14 protein-coding genes are annotated in these 16,158 nt (G+C 64.0%); 7 read left to right on the plus strand and 7 right to left on the minus strand.

From position 1 onward, the window contains the following. Positions 1-48: 48 nt before the first annotated feature. Genes ACLJEU_RS17840 through ACLJEU_RS17855 form a run of 4 tightly spaced genes read right to left on the minus strand, consistent with a single transcriptional unit; the run spans position 49 to position 5,296 of the window. Positions 49-864: a hypothetical protein gene (locus ACLJEU_RS17840; RefSeq protein WP_414660155.1), complete on the minus strand. Its 816-nt coding sequence runs from the start codon at positions 862-864 to the stop codon at positions 49-51. Next, positions 861-2,498: a hypothetical protein gene (locus ACLJEU_RS17845; protein WP_414660154.1), complete on the minus strand. Its 1,638-nt coding sequence runs from the start codon at positions 2,496-2,498 to the stop codon at positions 861-863. Before ACLJEU_RS17845 ends, ACLJEU_RS17840 begins: the two co-directional genes overlap by 4 nt. A gap of 16 nt (positions 2,499-2,514) precedes the next feature. Next, positions 2,515-3,528, minus strand: coding sequence for a hypothetical protein (locus ACLJEU_RS17850; RefSeq protein WP_414660153.1), 1,014 nt, complete (start codon positions 3,526-3,528; stop codon positions 2,515-2,517). Between the two features lie 40 nt (positions 3,529-3,568). After that, entirely contained in the window at positions 3,569-5,296 is a 1,728-nt protein-coding gene (locus tag ACLJEU_RS17855) for a DUF6683 family protein (protein ID WP_414660152.1), read from the minus strand. A gap of 433 nt (positions 5,297-5,729) precedes the next feature. Between ACLJEU_RS17855 and ACLJEU_RS17860 the strand changes: the two genes are divergently transcribed. The 4 genes from ACLJEU_RS17860 (at position 5,730) to ACLJEU_RS17875 (ending at position 9,381) form a co-directional block, all read left to right on the plus strand. Further along, positions 5,730-6,074: an HPF/RaiA family ribosome-associated protein gene (locus tag ACLJEU_RS17860; RefSeq protein ID WP_414660151.1), complete on the plus strand. Its 345-nt coding sequence runs from the start codon at positions 5,730-5,732 to the stop codon at positions 6,072-6,074. A 147-nt stretch (positions 6,075-6,221) separates the two neighbouring features. Further along, complete coding sequence (locus ACLJEU_RS17865) at positions 6,222-7,256, plus strand: TerC family protein (protein WP_414660150.1); 1,035 nt, start codon at positions 6,222-6,224, stop codon at positions 7,254-7,256. A 37-nt stretch (positions 7,257-7,293) separates the two neighbouring features. Continuing rightward, positions 7,294-7,752: a DUF1232 domain-containing protein gene (locus ACLJEU_RS17870; RefSeq protein WP_414660149.1), complete on the plus strand. Its 459-nt coding sequence runs from the start codon at positions 7,294-7,296 to the stop codon at positions 7,750-7,752. Between the two features lie 120 nt (positions 7,753-7,872). Continuing rightward, positions 7,873-9,381 (plus strand): SLC13 family permease, encoded by a 1,509-nt coding sequence (locus tag ACLJEU_RS17875; protein ID WP_414660148.1) that lies wholly within the window; start codon positions 7,873-7,875, stop codon positions 9,379-9,381. Between the two features lie 412 nt (positions 9,382-9,793). Here the strand turns inward: ACLJEU_RS17875 and ACLJEU_RS17880 are convergent, their stop codons facing one another. Beyond that, a complete protein-coding gene (locus ACLJEU_RS17880; RefSeq protein WP_414660147.1) occupies positions 9,794-10,258 on the minus strand; it encodes a cyclophilin-like fold protein in 465 nt (154 codons plus the stop codon). Between the two features lie 61 nt (positions 10,259-10,319). After that, complete coding sequence (locus ACLJEU_RS17885) at positions 10,320-10,715, minus strand: (R)-mandelonitrile lyase (RefSeq protein WP_414661062.1); 396 nt, start codon at positions 10,713-10,715, stop codon at positions 10,320-10,322. Positions 10,716-11,075: 360 nt separating this feature from the next. On the opposite strand from ACLJEU_RS17885, the gene ACLJEU_RS17890 reads away from it, so the two are divergent. Together ACLJEU_RS17890 and ACLJEU_RS17895 are read left to right on the plus strand one after the other, a co-directional pair. Beyond that, positions 11,076-12,110, plus strand: a complete 1,035-nt coding sequence (locus tag ACLJEU_RS17890) for a helix-turn-helix domain-containing protein (RefSeq protein ID WP_414660146.1) — start codon at positions 11,076-11,078, stop codon at positions 12,108-12,110. A gap of 219 nt (positions 12,111-12,329) precedes the next feature. Further along, positions 12,330-13,292 carry an alpha/beta hydrolase gene (locus ACLJEU_RS17895; RefSeq protein WP_414661061.1) on the plus strand — a complete coding sequence of 321 codons (963 nt, stop codon included), beginning with the start codon at positions 12,330-12,332 and terminating at the stop codon, positions 13,290-13,292. A 329-nt stretch (positions 13,293-13,621) separates the two neighbouring features. Here ACLJEU_RS17895 and ACLJEU_RS17900 read toward each other — a convergent pair whose 3' ends face one another. Then, a complete protein-coding gene (locus tag ACLJEU_RS17900; RefSeq protein WP_414660145.1) occupies positions 13,622-14,602 on the minus strand; it encodes an NAD(P)-dependent alcohol dehydrogenase in 981 nt (326 codons plus the stop codon). Between the two features lie 415 nt (positions 14,603-15,017). On the opposite strand from ACLJEU_RS17900, the gene ACLJEU_RS17905 reads away from it, so the two are divergent. Next, entirely contained in the window at positions 15,018-16,049 is a 1,032-nt protein-coding gene (locus tag ACLJEU_RS17905; RefSeq protein WP_414660144.1) for a LacI family DNA-binding transcriptional regulator, read from the plus strand. The last annotated feature ends 109 nt before the right edge of the window (positions 16,050-16,158 follow it).

A 16,158-nucleotide genomic window follows, 5' to 3' on the forward strand; every position in this document is an offset into this window, starting at 1 on the left:
CCGCGACGCACCAACGCTGCAGGAGGGATGGGCCTTTAGGAAACATCGTCACGGTTTCGCGGTGTTCGATCGGGTGCCGCCGGGCTGTCGCGGAGCGAGTGGCGCGAGATCATCGATGTCCGGGTCGCCGGTGCCGGCGTCGGAAGCGGAAGTCGACGCAGGCTTTTTCGGGGCGAGGGGTGCGAGCTCCTCGTCGTCCGCCGAAGCGGAGGATTTGACGGCGTCCTTCCATTCCTTCTGCGCTTCCTTTTCGTTCACCGCCTTGAACTTCACCGTACGCCCGCGCAACACGGTGGCTCGTTGGGGGTAGATGACGTAGGGGCCGGAGCTGCCCTTCACCAGGCCTTTCTTCCGCAGCGGCTTTCGCTCGTCGATGAACTCGATCGTGCGCGAGCCGTCCGGGTTGAGCGTGCTCTTCGTCGTTGTCCATGCCTGATCCGGTCCGAGGATTTCGACCCCACCGTCACTGGCTGAACCACCCGGCGCGCCGCCGGCAGGGGCCGCAGTATCGGTGACGCCCGGCGGAAGGGCCGACCCCGGGGGCAGGCACGTGAGTTGCCCCGGGCCGGCCGGACCGGAGACCTGAAAGCCCACACCGCCCGGCGCGATGATGCGCCAGATCTTCGCCGGCGTGGGCGGACGTGCGGGATTCGGCGCCCACTCCATCGTGACCGCGCCATCCGCCGTCACGAGACGCCCGCCGGTGTGGTCAATGACGCCCCTCGACTCAATGACGGTCTCCTCGATCGGCAAGACCGCGGCATCCCCCTCGGCCGGAGAATCGGCGGGGATCGGCGACTGCGCAACAAGCCACGTGTGCCCCAGCACCAGCGTAACCACAAACTGGCGACAAAGAGTGATCATGGTGCCGGTTCCTCGATCTCGAGGGTGAAGTCCCACGTCGTGCGGCGCTGGGTGCGGTTGGTCGACTTCCCGTCGTCGGGTGTCTCGATGGCGAAACTCAGGGAAAGTCGTCCGGTGAATCGCCCGGGACCGGCCGGGCGCAGTTCGGTGCTGCCGATGCGGCCGACCTTCGCGCCGGGTGAAGGAGTGCGATCGGGGGTGCTGACCGGCGTGTAGATATCGAAACTCCGGCGCCCGGGTGGATCGGAGGTGGTCCAGGCGCGCGCAATCCAGTGGTAGGAGGCATCGCTCTGCTGTTCGAGGGTGCGACTGCGATGAGAGGCGTTGGTGCCGATGACGAGTTCCGGTCGCCATTGGTTGACAAACCAGGCGTCGAGGCGCCAGCCCTTGCCGGAGCGGACCAGAGTCACGTTGTAAGGCACGTCGGCCGGAAGTCGCGGGGATCGAGGTGATCCTTGGAAAACGCCGTCGGACTGCTCGGACCTTTTCGGACCAGAGAAGGCGTGCCGGTAGCCACCGGCGATGTAGAGGCCGCCGTCGGCGGCAGTAGCCAGGAGATTGCGACGGCCCTGACCGGACAGGAAGGAGCGGGACTGTTCCCACTCCGCGCGTGCGGTGCCTGGCGGTGGGCGTTCCTCGAAGCGCACGAGGCCTGAGCCGACGACGCGCTGCTCGGTTGAGTCGGCGGTGATCGAGGTGCCCGCGTAACTCCTCTCGGTCTTGTTCAAACTCGTCGTGATCACCTCTTCAAACGACCAACGCGCCTCCAGCACCGCATCGGTGTCGAGCACGGTGACGAGTGCCGCACCGGACAATTCTTCCTTCTCGGCGACACCCGGCTTGACCTGAACGGGGACCACGGGATCGCCGATGATCGTGACGGGCGCGGTGTAGATCGCCGCGTCGGCGAGGGCCTGGGATCGAAGGACGCCCACCTGGGCATTGCCGCCGGGGATGTTACGGGCATGCCAGCGCTTCGCGGCTTCGCCCTTCTTCTTCTTCTCCAATTCGTCGAGCTCACGGTCGATCGCCTTCTGCGCCTTGCGCTGTTTGTCGAGCACGGCCTTCACACTCTTCTTGAGCTGGCCGATGGAAGGCGGAGGTTTCTCGAATTCGAACTCGCCGAACGTCACGCCGCCGCTGCGCGAGACCGTTCCGTCGGTGTTGATTCGCGTCACGGAGCCATCCTGGTGCTCGATCAGGCGCGTGCCATCGGGGAGACTAACCACGTCACTGTTCGTTGCCTTGTCGTGAGAGCGCGTCGTGCCCGGCGGAAAGCCTTCCCCGGCGGGAACCTCGAACTCGACCTCGCCGAACGTCACCGTGTTTTTCGGCGGTGCAGGAGCCGGCGGCCGCGGGCGGGGCGGAGCGGGGCGATCGGGCGGGAGAAATTCAATCTCGCCGAACGTCACGCCCGATGGCTCGGGTGGCAACGGCACCCGCTGAAGGGCTTGAATAACCGGCCGCTCCAGCCCGGCCGACGAGTCTTGCGCGCGAACGCTCGAGGCACCCAGCGCGGTCAACATACCCAGCATCCCGATACAGACGAATCCGTGCGGCAGGAGCCGCGTTTCGGCGACGCGTGAGCCCAGGCCGATGGCCGAGGGTGATTTCAATGCGAACGTCATGTGCATCGGACGGTGGCGCGGTTCACTTCACCTGGAAAGCGACGCGGGCGATCACGTTGTACCCACCACGCGGCCAGTCGGCGAAGAGGCGCACCTCGTAGCGCCCGGCAGGCAGGAGACGAGCGAACCGATACTGACCGGCGGTCTCGCCTTTGAGGAAGTTCCAGTCACCGCCCTTGGTCCCATCCGGCGCATCCGCCGGAACGATACACATCCAGTCGTGCACATTGCCGGGCGCGCCCGCAAACTCCACGACAATCAGGTCGCTGGTGCCGTACACCGGCTTGCTCATGCGCAGGCTCGGGCCGGCCGCAGCACCCACGCCCTTAGGAGCATTCGGAATGGGGGCGGCGGTGGCCGCGGTCCGCCGGGCCGACAGCAGTCGTTCCACCGGCAGATCCGGCATGACCGCGCGCCCGGGCACGATCGGCACCGTGCGGCCCGCCAGCGGAGCATCGAACGATGGCAGCGGCGCTTTCCCGAGATCGCCTTGGGCGGTGCGCCGCTGGATGTCGAGGTCGTCCATCTCGTCCTCGTCCCCGGTCGTGCGCGCGACCCCGCCTTTCCGCAACGGGCCACCAGCGACGGGCCGGGCGATCGGGCCAGGCACGACCAGTGGACTGGCGCTCACCGGCCGCGTGCTCGCGGAGCCCAGCGGCGCTCCGGGTGAAGGCAGCGGCGTGGTTCCGAGATCACTGGGCGCGGTGCGTCGCTCGATGGTGAGGTCGTCCAGCTCGTCTTCGTCGCCCGTCGTGCGTTCGGCGCCGGGCTTCGGCGGCGGGGGTGCGCCATCGCGGCCAGGCAAAACCGTGCCGGTATTGGCCGGCCGCGCCAACGGACTGACACCACGAACGGTCGGTCGCACCACCGTCGGGCCCGGGACGGTTGCCGCATTGGATTCGGGCGCAACGGGCGGCAGATCCTGCGGTCGCGGGACGTTCGGACCCTTGGTCGAGTTGGTCGGCGACTGCGCCTGCAGCGCGAGTGCGCCCAGGGCCAGCGAAGCCAACAGCAGAGCCAAGTGGACGTGTTTCATGGGAGTGGAGATGGCGGTTGGTGACTGCAGGATGGGGTGCTCACTCCTCGGTGTACCAGGTCATCGTGCCCTGATAACTGTCCCAGTTCGGGATCAGCGGCGCGGCCGCAAAGCCACCGGAACTGTTGGCCGAGACGGTGACAAGGATGCGTTTCACGCCGTTGGCCGTCTTCCGGGTGCCGACCCCGACCGCACAGCAGGTGAAGTTGTATCCGATCGGTTTGGACGGCTCGACGAGCACGATGTCGCCGTCGAGCCGGTAGCGGCCGCTGTGTTTGGTCGAGCCGCCGGAACTGCCGAACTGCGGATGCGTCGACTGGTAGGCAAAATCATAGGAATAGGTGCCATCGTGGTTGAGCGCGAAGCGGCCGCCCGCGGACGAGACGGCCGCGCCGGCGAAGGCCCCGGTGGCGGCGCTGACATAGGTGCCGCCATAAGCGCCGCTCGACTGGGTCCAACGGCCGCGAAGATCGGCCGCGGCGAAGAATCCGCCGGCTGGATACGGCGGCGCGCCTTTCGCGGGCTTGATCGAATCGAGGAATGCGCCGAGCGGAAACGAGAGCGACTTCAGGGCCGCCCCCTCCTTGAACGAATCCATGCCCACGCCCGGGTCGCGCGCGTCGACCAGGGCGATGATGGGCTGAAAGCGATCACCCCCGAGATCGACGAGGTAGAGCACGCCGTAGGTCTTGGGGTTGCCCTCGTATCGGCCCGCATTCGGCCGCTCAAAGAACCGACCCATATAAAGCACGACGAGGTTGCTCCTCATCCGCGCACGGTAGTGCACGAACGTGTCGCCCAACACATATTCGGCGAACTGATCACGCCAGGTCTGATCGAAGAGCGCCGTGGCCCCGGCGCCGCGGGAGGTCAGCATGGGCAACAGGGCGATCGTGGCGATGTGGCTCGCGCGGTTGTTCGCCTCGAGCCGGCCGTTGTTGTCCACATCGCCGAGCGTGGCGCGGAAAATGGTATTGCCGCCTGAGGTCTCGCGCGACCATCCGGCGGGCGCGGTGTAGGTGATGCCTTGGATCGCCGGGCCGCTGGCAGGAGGCGCAGGGACACTCGCCGGCGAAGGCTGCGGCGCCGTCGGCTTCGCCACGTCTTCCCGGGCGAGCGCGGCGGCCGCCTCTTCCACGCCCGCGCGGAGGGTGAGCCCAGCCGGACCGATATCGACGAGTTCGGGGCTCACGCCCAGGAGCGACGCAAAGCCCAGACCGGCAGCCTTGCGCAGGTCGGCGCGTTGCGCCTCGCCTTCGATCACCTCGGCCATGCCCACGATGAAGATCGGGTAACCCACGCAAAACTCCCAGTAACGCTGTTTGTCAGCGTCCTTCATCTTCGCGACTTCAGGCCCGGCCATCACCCCGACGATTTGCGCGTGCAGCGCATCGACCTTCGCCTCGGGCAATTCCTGCTGGCGCACCACCTGCCAAAGTTGCGAAATGAAAAGTGCGGTCGCCGCCGCCACGTCATTTTCGGCCCCCTCAGCGGCGAGAAGTTTGCGCGCCTCGGTGGCGCCGGCATCGAGCAACTGCAGCACGGCTGCCCGCTCCTCGGCGTTCGTGCCGAGCGTATGCGCGAGTTCAGGCAACAGCTGCCAGGTTTTCGCGGGTTTGAAGCGGAACTCCGGGCGAAGCAGTTCCTTTTTTGGAACCGGCTTGGGTGCGACCTGACCGGCCTTGGCCGCGGGTCGCTTCTGCGCGAGTTTCCCGACCAGGCTTTTCAGGGGGGAGTCCGGCGGCGCCGGCACCTCGGCAGCCGTCATTCCGCGGGCTGAAAACACCAAAAGCCCTAACAAACATGCCAGGCGTAAAGCAGGCAACGTTGCGATAGTCATGGGGGGAATGCGACGGGATTAACTCCAACCCCATGTTGCCAAATCGGCCGCCGACCTAACAACCACAAAACCGCTGGAACGCTGAGGAAGGCCGGCCCCGTCCGAGTTTTCCGGAGGCCATGACCTTCATCAGCGCGGCAGGCCGGTGGCTCACAAGCTGGGCGAGCAGGTCCCCGACCTTGCCCTCCCGGCAGATCACGTGGACCACCTGCGGCGGGGCGAACACCGGCTCCAGGATTTGCCGGGTCACGAGCTGGGGAAACGCGTCCGCCCAGTCTCCGGGCTATCCTTAGCTTTAACCTAACGTTCCGACTCAAACTGCGTATTAGTCGAAGCGGCGGAAGTCGGCTAAAGTGATCGCATGAAACTCATTCTTGAGCCCGGCAACACGCGCACCTCCGTTGCGCTCGATCGTCTCATTGAAGCCCGTCTCGTCGCGCTCGCGGAGCGCCAGCACGTCGATGAGGCCGTGGTCCGGCTCAACGACGACCGCGAGGGCAGCCCGCGCTACCAGGCGAACATTTTGATTCGCGTGCCCGGCCCCGACATCCATGCCGTCGCCTGCGACCATACCCTGCGGGTGGCGGTGCAGAAGGCGATCGCCGCAGTGGAGGAACAGGTGGTGGCGCGCCAGGCGCGCCGGCGCCGACGGCTGAGCAGCCAGCTCCAGCAGCCGGCCAAGGCCCGCACCGGGCGCGCGTGGTAATCCCTTATACCAATCGTTCTTTGCCTTTGGACTTTAGCCGTGGCTACGAACGCCAGCGAGTGGCCGAACAACCACTCGCTGGCGCTTGTAGCCACGATCGATCCAGAAATCCAAAAGCAAGGAGCGATTGGTCTTACTCCTCTTACAATGCCGTCTCTTTTTCCGTTTGCCGACTATTGGTGGTTCTACGCGCTCTTCACTCTGGGCGTGTTGGGGCTGCTCGCGCTCGATCTCGGCGTGTTTCACCGCGATGCCCATGTCGTGGGCTTCCGTGAAGCGCTGGGCTGGACGATCGCGTGGACGACGCTCTCACTCGTGTTCTGCTTCGGGCTCTGGCGCTACGCCGAGTGGAAGCTGCCGCTGGACCCGCGGCTGATCGAGGCGGGCGTGACGGCGGCGGCCGCCTCCGAGCTGGCGCAGCGCACGGCGCTGGAGTTTCTGACCGGCTACGTCGTCGAGCTCTCGCTGTCGGTGGACAACATCTTTGTCTTCATCGTCGTCTTCACCTTCTTCGGCATCCCCGCGCAGTATCAGCACCGGGTGTTGTTCTACGGCATCCTGGGCGCGCTGATCTTCCGGGTGATCTTCATCGCGCTCGGCTCGGTGCTGATGAAATTTGACTGGGTCATCTGGGTCTTCGGCGGCTTCCTGATTCTCACGGGGCTCAAGATTCTCTTTGCCCCCGAGAAGCCGATGGACCCGGAGAAGAACCCCGCACTGCGCCTGCTCCGCCGCTGGGTGCCGATCGTGCCGCGCTTCGAAGGGCAGAAGTTCTTCGTCGTGGAGAAGGGCGTCCGCCACGGCACGCCGCTCCTCGTGGCGCTGGCCGCAATCGAGTTCAGCGACATCATCTTCGCCGTCGATTCCGTGCCCGCGATTTTCGCCATCACGAATGAGCCGCTCGTGGTCTTTACCTCGAACATCTTCGCGATCCTCGGACTCCGCTCCATGTTTTTCCTGCTCTCGGGCGTGGTGCACAAGTTTCGCTTCCTCAAATACGGTCTCGGCCTCGTGTTGATCTTCGTGGGCCTGAAGATGGCGTGGCTCAACGAGCTCCTCGGCGGCAAGTTCCCCATCACGTGGTCGCTCGGCATCATCGGCGCCATCCTGGCGTCGTCCATTGCCGCTTCCCTTGCCTTTTCCCGGCCCGCCGCGACCGCACCCACACCGGTGCGGCCCTGACCGGCCGTCGTCCCTTCATCCTCCAGCCCTTCTACCCATGGTCGCTAAATCCAAAAACATCTCCGTTCCCGAACCCCTCAACCGGCATCTCTCGGCCAACACCCGCGATGACCTTCCGGGCGTCGCGACTTATATTGATGGCGGGGCCGCCCACGTGACCGCTGAAGCCGTGATGGCCCTGCAACACCTGCGCAAGCCGCTGCACGCAAAAATCGCCGCACTGAAAGAATCCGGGGACCTGCAGCGCCGGCTCGAACTGCTGGCGACGTACTTCGACGAGGCCAGCACCGACGGAATTCGGGGCACCCCGGCGCATCGGGAGGCGGCGTTTGCGTTGCTGTATTTCCTGAAGGGATTCGATCGCATCCCCGATTCCGTTCCGGAGGTGGGGCTGCTCGACGATGCCATGATCGTCCAAATCGTGCTGCAGCGCCACGCCGCCACGCTTCGTACGCATTGGCTGCGGCGCGGCCGCACCTGGCCGGCGGAGTTGTGAGCATGAAGGCCGCAGATATCCGGGAAAATGCGCCTGGCCGCGCGAGCCGGCGGGCTTGGGCCGCGCAGCTCACCTCGCGCTGCTCCGCCGGGCTCCGCGCTTACTTTCTTCTGACCTCCGATGGCCACACCCGCCCATTCCGCCGCTAACGCCGATCAGACCTCGCCGGTCCTGAAGAAGATCGGAATGGGGGTGGGTGCAGGCTTGTTCCTGCTGACCTTTCTGGTGCCGTCCCCGGAAGGGATGAGTCAGCCGGCCTGGCATGTCTGCGGGCTCGCGCTCTGGATGGCCGTGTGGTGGATCACCGAGGCCCTCCCGCTGCCGGTGACGGCGCTGCTGCCGCTGGTGGTGCTGCCGTTGATGAACATCATGCCGTTGCGGAAAGCCTCGGGGGGATTCGCGGCCGACATCATCTTCCTGTTCCTCGGCGGCTTTGTCCTGTCGATCGCCATTCAGAAATGGCGGGTGCATGAGCGCCTCGGGCTGGGGCTGCTCCGCTACGCCGGCTGGAATCTGGGGAGCCTGCTCGCCGGATTGCTCCTCGTCACCGCCTTCATGGGTATGTGGATGAGCAATACCGCGACCGCCATGGTGATGATGCCGATGGCCGTAAGCATCGCCGCGTTGATCAGCCAGGGGAGCGCGGCGACCCCGTCCAGCACGAAAGCTTTGGTCCTCGCGGTGGCCTACGCCCCCTGCCTCGGCGGGCTGGCGACCTTCATCGGCACGCCGACCAACGCGGTGCTGGAGGGGTACGTCGCCAAGACCTACGGCGTCAACCTGAGCCTCGCGCAGTGGATGGCCTTCGGCGTCCCGGTGGCGTTGCTCCTGCTCGGCTGCTGCTGGCTGCTCCTGTATTTCTCGCTGCTGCGCCGCGCTCCGGCGGTGCCCGGGCTGAGCCGGATGATGGCGGACGAATACCGCAAGATCGGCCGCTTCACCGCCGGCGAGGTCGTCACCACCGCCGTGTTTGCGTTCTGCGTCGTGGGCTGGGTTTTCAGCGACACCTGGTCGGCGCTGATCGGCGCCCCGATCGATGACGCCGTGATCGCGATCGTGGGCGCGCTGCTGCTGTTCATCACGCCGCTCGACCGCCGCCTGCAAACCAGCGTGCTCACGTGGAAGGACGCAGAGAAGCTCCCGTGGGGCATTTTGATTTTCTTCGGCGGCAGTCTCAGCCTGTCGGCAGCCCTCACGGAAACCGGCGTCACCCGGTGGCTCAGCGATGCGTTGCAGATCATGCACGGGGTGCCGGTGTGGCTCGTGGTCGTGGGTGTGGTGGTGATCATCACCGCCGTTTCGGAGATGATGAGCAACTCCGCCACGATCACTGCCTTTCTGCCCATTCTCGCCGGGCTCGCGGGCGGCCTCGGGGTGCATCCTTTTCTGGTCATGATTCCAGCGACGCTCGCCGCGAGCTGTGCGTTCATGATGCCCGGCGCCTCGCCCAACAACGCCATCGCCTTCAGCACCGGCACCCTCTCCGTCGGTGACATGGTGCGCCAGGGGCTGCGGCTCAACCTGGTTTGCGCCGCCGTGATCGTGCTCGCCGCCTTCTATCTGATTCCGGCGATCAAGGACTTCGACCCGCTGACTCCGCCAGCGTGGGCGCGGCCAGCGCAACCCTGATCCCGGGCCGGATAGGTGCTGGCCGTCGGGCGAATCAGATGGGGGTCTGCCTGTTACCGGTTAGCGAGTCGACCAACCGCGACGCGCACGGCGTTGGTTGAGCCGATGACCAGCGACCGGGAGATCCAAACGCAGGGAACGCCGTTCCGTTTCCGCAACGCGAGCGCGATTTCAACCTTCCCGCGTGCGCCTTTGGCGTCGGGGACCGCGCCGCAATCGTTCGCACCGCCTCCACGCCGCCGCCACCCTTTCCCCACCCAATTCAGGGGGGGGCAACGGTCCGGATTCGTCCGTATCCGCGCTTGTCCTACATGTAGCAAGTAACAGGCAGACCCCGTCCGAACAGCCGCATTCCTGACGCAACCCCATTTCGCCCGCATTGGGGAGCCCCGCGGCTGCGATCACCTCCCGTTCACTTGAGTTCAAAAGCGACCTTTACACTCCCTGCACCCAGCACCGCAGCCAGTCCGGAGGCATCGTCCATTTGCCCGAGTCTCGTATCGCTGTAGGACGTGGCAAAACTCTGGTAGAAGAGCACCACCGTGCGGGAATTCCAGAGCATCAGGTCACCGGTGCGGATCGTGCGTGGATTCGCGTCGGCCGTCGGAAGATCGGACGGAAGGTCGAACGCCTTCTCGTTGCGATTCACGTCATGCATGGTCAGCGACAACGGCAACATCGCCTTGAACGCCACGGCCGCAGCGTTGTCCTGCAGGGTGGCGGTGAACACCCGCTTGCCTATGGTGATTTTCATGGGTTGAGCGACGGGGGCACCAGATTCCGCAACTTTGCCAGCGCCGGCCTTTCCGGCGATTTCCGCCGCAAAGGTCGGAAAACCACCCGCAACGAGCGTCAGAAGAAAAATGAATGACTTCATTATGGGAGTCGTGGTGCTCATCGAGCGTCTCTCCGGGACCGCGCGGGACGAGAGACGGTCGTCACAGGCGATACTGTTCGTCACTGACCTTTTCCATCCAGTCGACGACCCGGCCATTGAGCTGCTCTTGAATCGCGATATGCGTCATCGCGGTGGTGGGCGTCGCGCCGTGCCAGTGCCTCAGTCCCGGCGGAAACCAGATAACATCGCCCGGACGAATTTCCTGCACGGGTCCGCCTTCATCCTGCACCCACCCCAGGCCGGACGTGACGATCAGCCTCTGACCGAGCGGGTGCGTGTGCCAGGCCGTGCGCGCGCCAGGCTCAAACGTGACCTGCGCCGCTCCGGCTCGCGCCGATTCGTTCGGCTCAAAGAGCGGATCGATGCGAGTGGTCCCGGTGAACCAGTCTGCCGGCCCTTTGACGGACGGCTTCGAGCCGGTGCGGGTGATTTCAATCTTCATGAGAGCGTTTTGTGGTGGAAGTGAGCGGTTGGTGGATTGCGCGCGAAGCACCGCGGGCAAAGCGAGGACGGCGACGCCGGCTGATTTCAAGAAGGTGCGGCGAGCAAGGGACTTCGTTTCCATGGGAGTGTATCAGGCAATATGTGACGCAAGGTGCGCGTTTGTGTTGCCTACCCTACCCCACATCGCCGCATTCGTCTTACGCCGCCTTGCGCAGCCTGTAGTGTGGTTGCTGTGAACGACAGCATTCGTCTCCCCGCGTGATGTCAGGGCCTCGTTATCACCCGCTGCTCGACTCGAACAAGGGCACGACCGTTCGCGCACTCACCGGGACGACGACTTCGCTTTTCCGCGTTGGGCTGGCACGACAACGAGCGATGCAGGGGGAGCGCCGGTGCCGGAGAACTCCTGAAAATCCCCGGGGGCGTTACATTACTGCTGACCTTTCAGCCGAGGTTTTCATGGTGCGTCAGAGTTCCCGCGATGCCCATTCCCGACAAAACCTCGGCCGAAGCCTATCTGCCTTACACGAAAGCGAAGTCGCTGCGTCCAAGTCGGGGCAAAGCGTGGCGGGACCTTAAAGCCTGGATCACCCAGCCCCTGAGGGAAACGGAAGCGCTGTCGATGCCGGGAGTGAGCGAGGCCTATCTGGCTTGGACATTTTCAGGCGAAGCAGAGTTCCAGGAACGCGAAGGCAGCGGTCCGTGGGTTACGCATCGCATCAAGAAGGGTTCTTTCTTTCTCACCACCGGAGGCGGCCCCTATGAGTGCCGTTGGAAAGCGCTGACGCCCGAGCCCTTTCTTTCCATGATGGTCTTCATCGAATTGCCTCTGCTGCGGCGAGCGATGGCGGAGGTATTTGGCGCCAAAGCCTCGAAAGTGCAGCTGCGCGATCTCTCTGCCTTCACCGATCCCGACCTCAGCTGGATGATGGAGAGCGTGCGCCAGGAATTGATGGCCCGCCGCGCCAGCGTGCTGCGCGTGCAGGGATTGGCGCAACTCATCGCCACTCATCTCGCCCGTCACTATGCGGAGCTGCCACAAAATCCCGCAGCAGAGAGTGCGGCGCTTCCGGGCTTCAAACTCAAGCAGGTGACCGACTGGATCGAGGCGCACCTCGACGAGGAATTCGATCTGGACCGACTCGCGACGATGGCGGGCTTGAGCAAGTTTCATTTCCATCGCCTCTTCAAGCAGGCCACCGGCGTGGGACCGGCGAAGTATCAAATGAGCGGCCGCATGAACGAAGCCCGGCGGCGTCTGCGCGAGACCCACGAGAGCGTGATCGCCATCGCGCTCGATGTCGGATTCTCGAGCGCCAGCCATTTCGCGCAGGTTTTCCGCCGCGAGACGCGGATGACGCCGAGCGAGTATCGCCGTCAACGCTGACGGCGGCGGCGCTCCACGCGGTCGCCATCTGACCGCCGATTCGAGCAACAGGACTAAAGGTCAAGCAAGGCGCGGCGCGCACGCCGGCGACAGTCCGTGTATCGTCCGGCTTCAACCATGAAGCGATCGAAACTCATTCCCTCACTGACCGCCGGCCTCGCTTTGTGCGCAGGCCAGGCCTTCGCCCAGGACACGTCCTCCAACCCATCCGCCAAATGCATGAACACCGCAGAAAATTCCGAGCACTACACGTTCCCGCTGAGTGACAAGGTCACGCGGCAAAAGGTGTCGTTCGTCAACCGCTACGGCATTCGGCTGACCGGCGACCTCTACCTGCCGAAAATTCATGCGGGCAAAAAACTGCCCGCGCTGGCGGTCAGTGGCCCCTTCGGGGCAGTCAAGGAGCAGTCCTCGGGTCTGTATGCCAACACGATGGCCGCACACGGTTTCGTGGCGTTGGCCTTTGATCCGTCCTATACCGGCGAGAGCAGCGGCGAGCCGCGCAACATCGCATCGCCCGACATCAACACGGAGGACTTCAGCGCAGCCGTGGATTTCCTCGGCCTGAACCCCCTCGTGGATCGCAATCGCATCGGCATCATTGGCATTTGCGGCTGGGGCGGCATGGCCCTCAACGCCACTGCGGTGGACAAGCGCATCAAGGCGGTAGTGACGAGCACCATGTATGACATGACCCGGGTGATGTCGAAAGGCTACAACGACCGCGTGACCCTCGCACAGCGCACTCAAATCTTGGAGGAGATGAGTCGGCAGCGTTGGCAGGACGCCGAAAAGGGAGCGCCCGTTTATGGTCCGGCCATGAATGAATTGAAGGGCGGCGAGGCGCAGTTCCTCGTGGATTATCACGACTACTACAAAACCCCGCGCGGCTTCCATCCCCGTGCGGTCAATTCCAACGCCTCTTGGTCGCTCACGACTCCGCTGTCGTTCATGAACATGCCCCTCCTGACCTACATCGCGGAAATCTCGCCGCGCCCGATTCTGTTCATCCACGGCGAAAAGGCCCACTCGCGCTACTTCAGCGAAACCGCCTACGCCGCTGCGGCCGAGCCGAAGGAGCTGTTAATCATTCCCGGGGCCAGCCATGTCGATCTCTACGACCGCGTGGGAAAAATCCCCTTCGACGCGATCGCGGCGTTCTTTGATCAGAACCTGAGGTAAGGAATTCCCCAACGGTTTCATCGCCCGCTTCAGCCAGTGAAGCGGGCTTTTTTTGCGCGGGCCGCTATCGCCTGATTGAGAGGGAAAGATGGGTTCACCCGACCACAAACGAACGCGTTTTCACCCAGCACCACGGTGAATCAGATGGGGTCTGGCTGTTATACCAATCGCCCTTTGCCTTTGGACTTTGGCCGTGGCTACGAGCGCCAGCGATGGAAACGTACCACGCAGGGCACCGGCCCGCGGTGCGGTGCTAACTGAGATTGCGAGTATTTCGTTGAGCACTCGTCAGCGATCAGAGGACCGAACCCGTACGATCACTCCGAGATTCAATCGTCACGCTCCAGAGTGATGATGACATTTCCCTTCTTGCGCCCGGTGTCGACGTAGCGATGAGCCTCGACGATCTGCTCGAACCGATAGCGCCGATCGATGACCGGCTTGAACGCTCCTGCCTCAGCCAGCCCCGCGAGAAAGCGCAAATCCTCCGGGCGCCCGGCCGCCGGTCCAGCAATGACCTGCTTGCTGCTCGTCATCGACACCCATGGAATCTGCAGCATGTCCGGCAGCCCACCCAAAACCAGAAGGAGGCGTCCTCCTTTTTTCAACGAAGCCTTGCAACGTGAGTACGGGGCCGTGCCGGCTGTATCGACGATGATGTCATAGGATTCACCCTTCTGCGTGAAGTCCTCTTTCGTGTAGTCGATGACCTGACTGGCACCCAGAGACCTGACTAACTCGACGTTCGCGGAACTGCACAACCCGGTCACGTCAGCCCCGAAGTACCGGGCCAGCTGCACCGCCGCCGTGCCAACCGCTCCGGAAGCGCCATTGACGAGTACGCTTTCTCCGCTCCGCAGCTTTCCTCTTCTGAAGAAATCCAACGCCGTGGTTCCACCAAACGATAGCGCGGCCGCTTCATCATAGGTCAGATTGGGCGGCTTTAGTGCCACCGCCCCGTCTGCGGGCATGCATTTGTACTCCGCATGACAACCCATGCTCGTATCGCTCAGGGCAAAAACCCGGTCGCCCGCCTTGAATTGGCTGACGTCCTTGCCGACGGATTCAATTTCGCCGGCGATCTCTGTTCCCAGTATCGGTTGCCTTGGCCTTGCGACGCCAAAAAATAAACGCGAGATGAACCCGAAGCCGACGGGCACATTGAGACTTCGCACCCTCCAGTCCGCGGAGGTCACCGTGGTCGCATGGGTTTTTATCAGGACTTCATTGTTCTTGGGCGTGGGCTTTTCGACCTCGGTCAATTGAAGAACCTCGGGCGGCCCATATCTTTTATACACGACTGCTCTCATGCGTTATCGCCCACGAAGGTTGTTATGATCCGCGGTCATTCGCGTTGGCCAACGTCAAATATGAGATTGAGAAGGGCGCCGGAACGGTTCCACCTTTGATGCCAGGCAGAGACGTGGGTTGATGTAGTGGATGATGGTGTGGGAGGCAATCCCAGGCTACGTATTATAGTCGTGACGGAAGTCGTCGAAAACGACGCGTGCTTCGGCCAGCGTCCATAGTTGCCGAAGGCTCATCATAGCTTTTTCGCCGACGCCGGACGCGGTGCGTTTCTCGTTCCAACCGCGAGGACCGAGATCCTCGCCGGCGGGACCGCGTGACCACCGTCCGCTGCCACGGGAATTCCATGGCAACCGCGTCGGCCGTGAGTCCATTGGAGTTTGCGCTGTCATTCCGCCCGGCCTAGCTCTGCGCACGATGAAGAAGCCGACGAAGCCGACGAAGTCGACGATGAAGGACGTGGCGAAACGCTGCGGGGTGGCCGAGTCCACCGTTTCCCGCGTGCTCAACGGCACCAAATTCGTCGAACCGGAAACCCGCGCTCGCGTTGAACAGGCGGTGCGCGAGTTGAACTTTCATCGCGACTCCCACGCGCGCCGCCTGGCCCGCGGCCGCAGTGATTTCCTCGGGCTCGTGATTTCAAATATCGAGAACCCGTTTTACCCCGGCCTGATCAAGTCGTTCGAAACCGCCGCGCTCGCGAAAGGATACGAAGTGTTGCTCTGCTCGACCAACTACGACCCGGCCCGCACCGAGCACGTCTTCCGGCGGATGATCGAGAACAAATCCCCGGGCGTAGCCGTCATGACCTCGCGGGTGGATTCCGCCATGGCCCAGCATCTGGCCGAACACGGCATCGTCTCGGTCTTTCTGGATTCAGATGGTCCCGGTCCGCGCAAGAGCAACCTCCGGCTCGACTACGCCAAGGGCGCGGGCGAGGCCGTGCGTTATCTCCATACCCTGAACCACCGCCGGTTCGCGCTGATCGCAGGCCCGCAGCATCGCGCGTCGCACTCCGGCTACCGCACGGCCGTCGAAAGCGAACTGAAAAAACTCGGACTGAAATTGCACGTGATCGAGGGCAACAATGACGCCGAGAGCGGGGCCGAAGCCGCGTCCCGATTGCTCACCCTGGCGGAACCGCCGACCGCCGTCCTGTGCAGCAACGACCTCACCGCGCTCGGCGCGATGCGCGCGTTCTTCAGATGCGGGCTGAGCGTCCCCAGGGATATCTCGGTGGTTGGGGCCGACGACATTCCGCTCGCCGCCATCTCCCATCCGCCGCTCACCACCGTGCGAATTCCACGCGAGCAGCTGGGTATCCTCGCGCTGGATATACTCCACTCCATGCTGGAGTCGCCCCGTCGCTCCGGCGTGGCATCGGAACTTGCGACCGATCTGGTCATCCGGGAATCCACCGGCCCGGCCCGCCCTTTGCGGACGCCCTGAGCCGTCGGCCTCCGTTCCGCGCCCGCCCCCGGACTCACCTGCACCCGGGTCACAGGCAGGCGTTTGCACGTAAGACAGAGATCCCGGCGTGAATCTGCTTGCCCGACCT

The organism is Terrisphaera buseokensis, from assembly GCF_047521145.2.
Lineage (GTDB): Bacteria > Verrucomicrobiota > Verrucomicrobiia > Opitutales > Opitutaceae > ER46.

Bases quoted from the DNA above. Each gene is read 5' to 3' on its own strand.
- ACLJEU_RS17840 (WP_414660155.1), bottom strand. From the start codon at position 864: ATGATCACTCTTTGTCGCCAGTTTGTGGTTACGCTGGTGCTGGGGCAC.
- ACLJEU_RS17845 (WP_414660154.1), bottom strand. From the start codon at position 2,498: ATGCACATGACGTTCGCATTGAAATCACCCTCGGCCATCGGCCTGGGC.
- ACLJEU_RS17850 (WP_414660153.1), bottom strand. From the start codon at position 3,528: ATGAAACACGTCCACTTGGCTCTGCTGTTGGCTTCGCTGGCCCTGGGC.
- ACLJEU_RS17855 (WP_414660152.1), bottom strand. From the start codon at position 5,296: ATGACGGCTGCCGAGGTGCCGGCGCCGCCGGACTCCCCCCTGAAAAGC.
- ACLJEU_RS17860 (WP_414660151.1), top strand. From the start codon at position 5,730: ATGAAACTCATTCTTGAGCCCGGCAACACGCGCACCTCCGTTGCGCTC.
- ACLJEU_RS17865 (WP_414660150.1), top strand. From the start codon at position 6,222: ATGCCGTCTCTTTTTCCGTTTGCCGACTATTGGTGGTTCTACGCGCTC.
- ACLJEU_RS17870 (WP_414660149.1), top strand. From the start codon at position 7,294: ATGGTCGCTAAATCCAAAAACATCTCCGTTCCCGAACCCCTCAACCGG.
- ACLJEU_RS17875 (WP_414660148.1), top strand. From the start codon at position 7,873: ATGGCCACACCCGCCCATTCCGCCGCTAACGCCGATCAGACCTCGCCG.
- ACLJEU_RS17880 (WP_414660147.1), bottom strand. From the start codon at position 10,258: ATGAAGTCATTCATTTTTCTTCTGACGCTCGTTGCGGGTGGTTTTCCG.
- ACLJEU_RS17895 (WP_414661061.1), top strand. From the start codon at position 12,330: ATGAACACCGCAGAAAATTCCGAGCACTACACGTTCCCGCTGAGTGAC.
- ACLJEU_RS17900 (WP_414660145.1), bottom strand. From the start codon at position 14,602: ATGAGAGCAGTCGTGTATAAAAGATATGGGCCGCCCGAGGTTCTTCAA.
- ACLJEU_RS17905 (WP_414660144.1), top strand. From the start codon at position 15,018: ATGAAGAAGCCGACGAAGCCGACGAAGTCGACGATGAAGGACGTGGCG.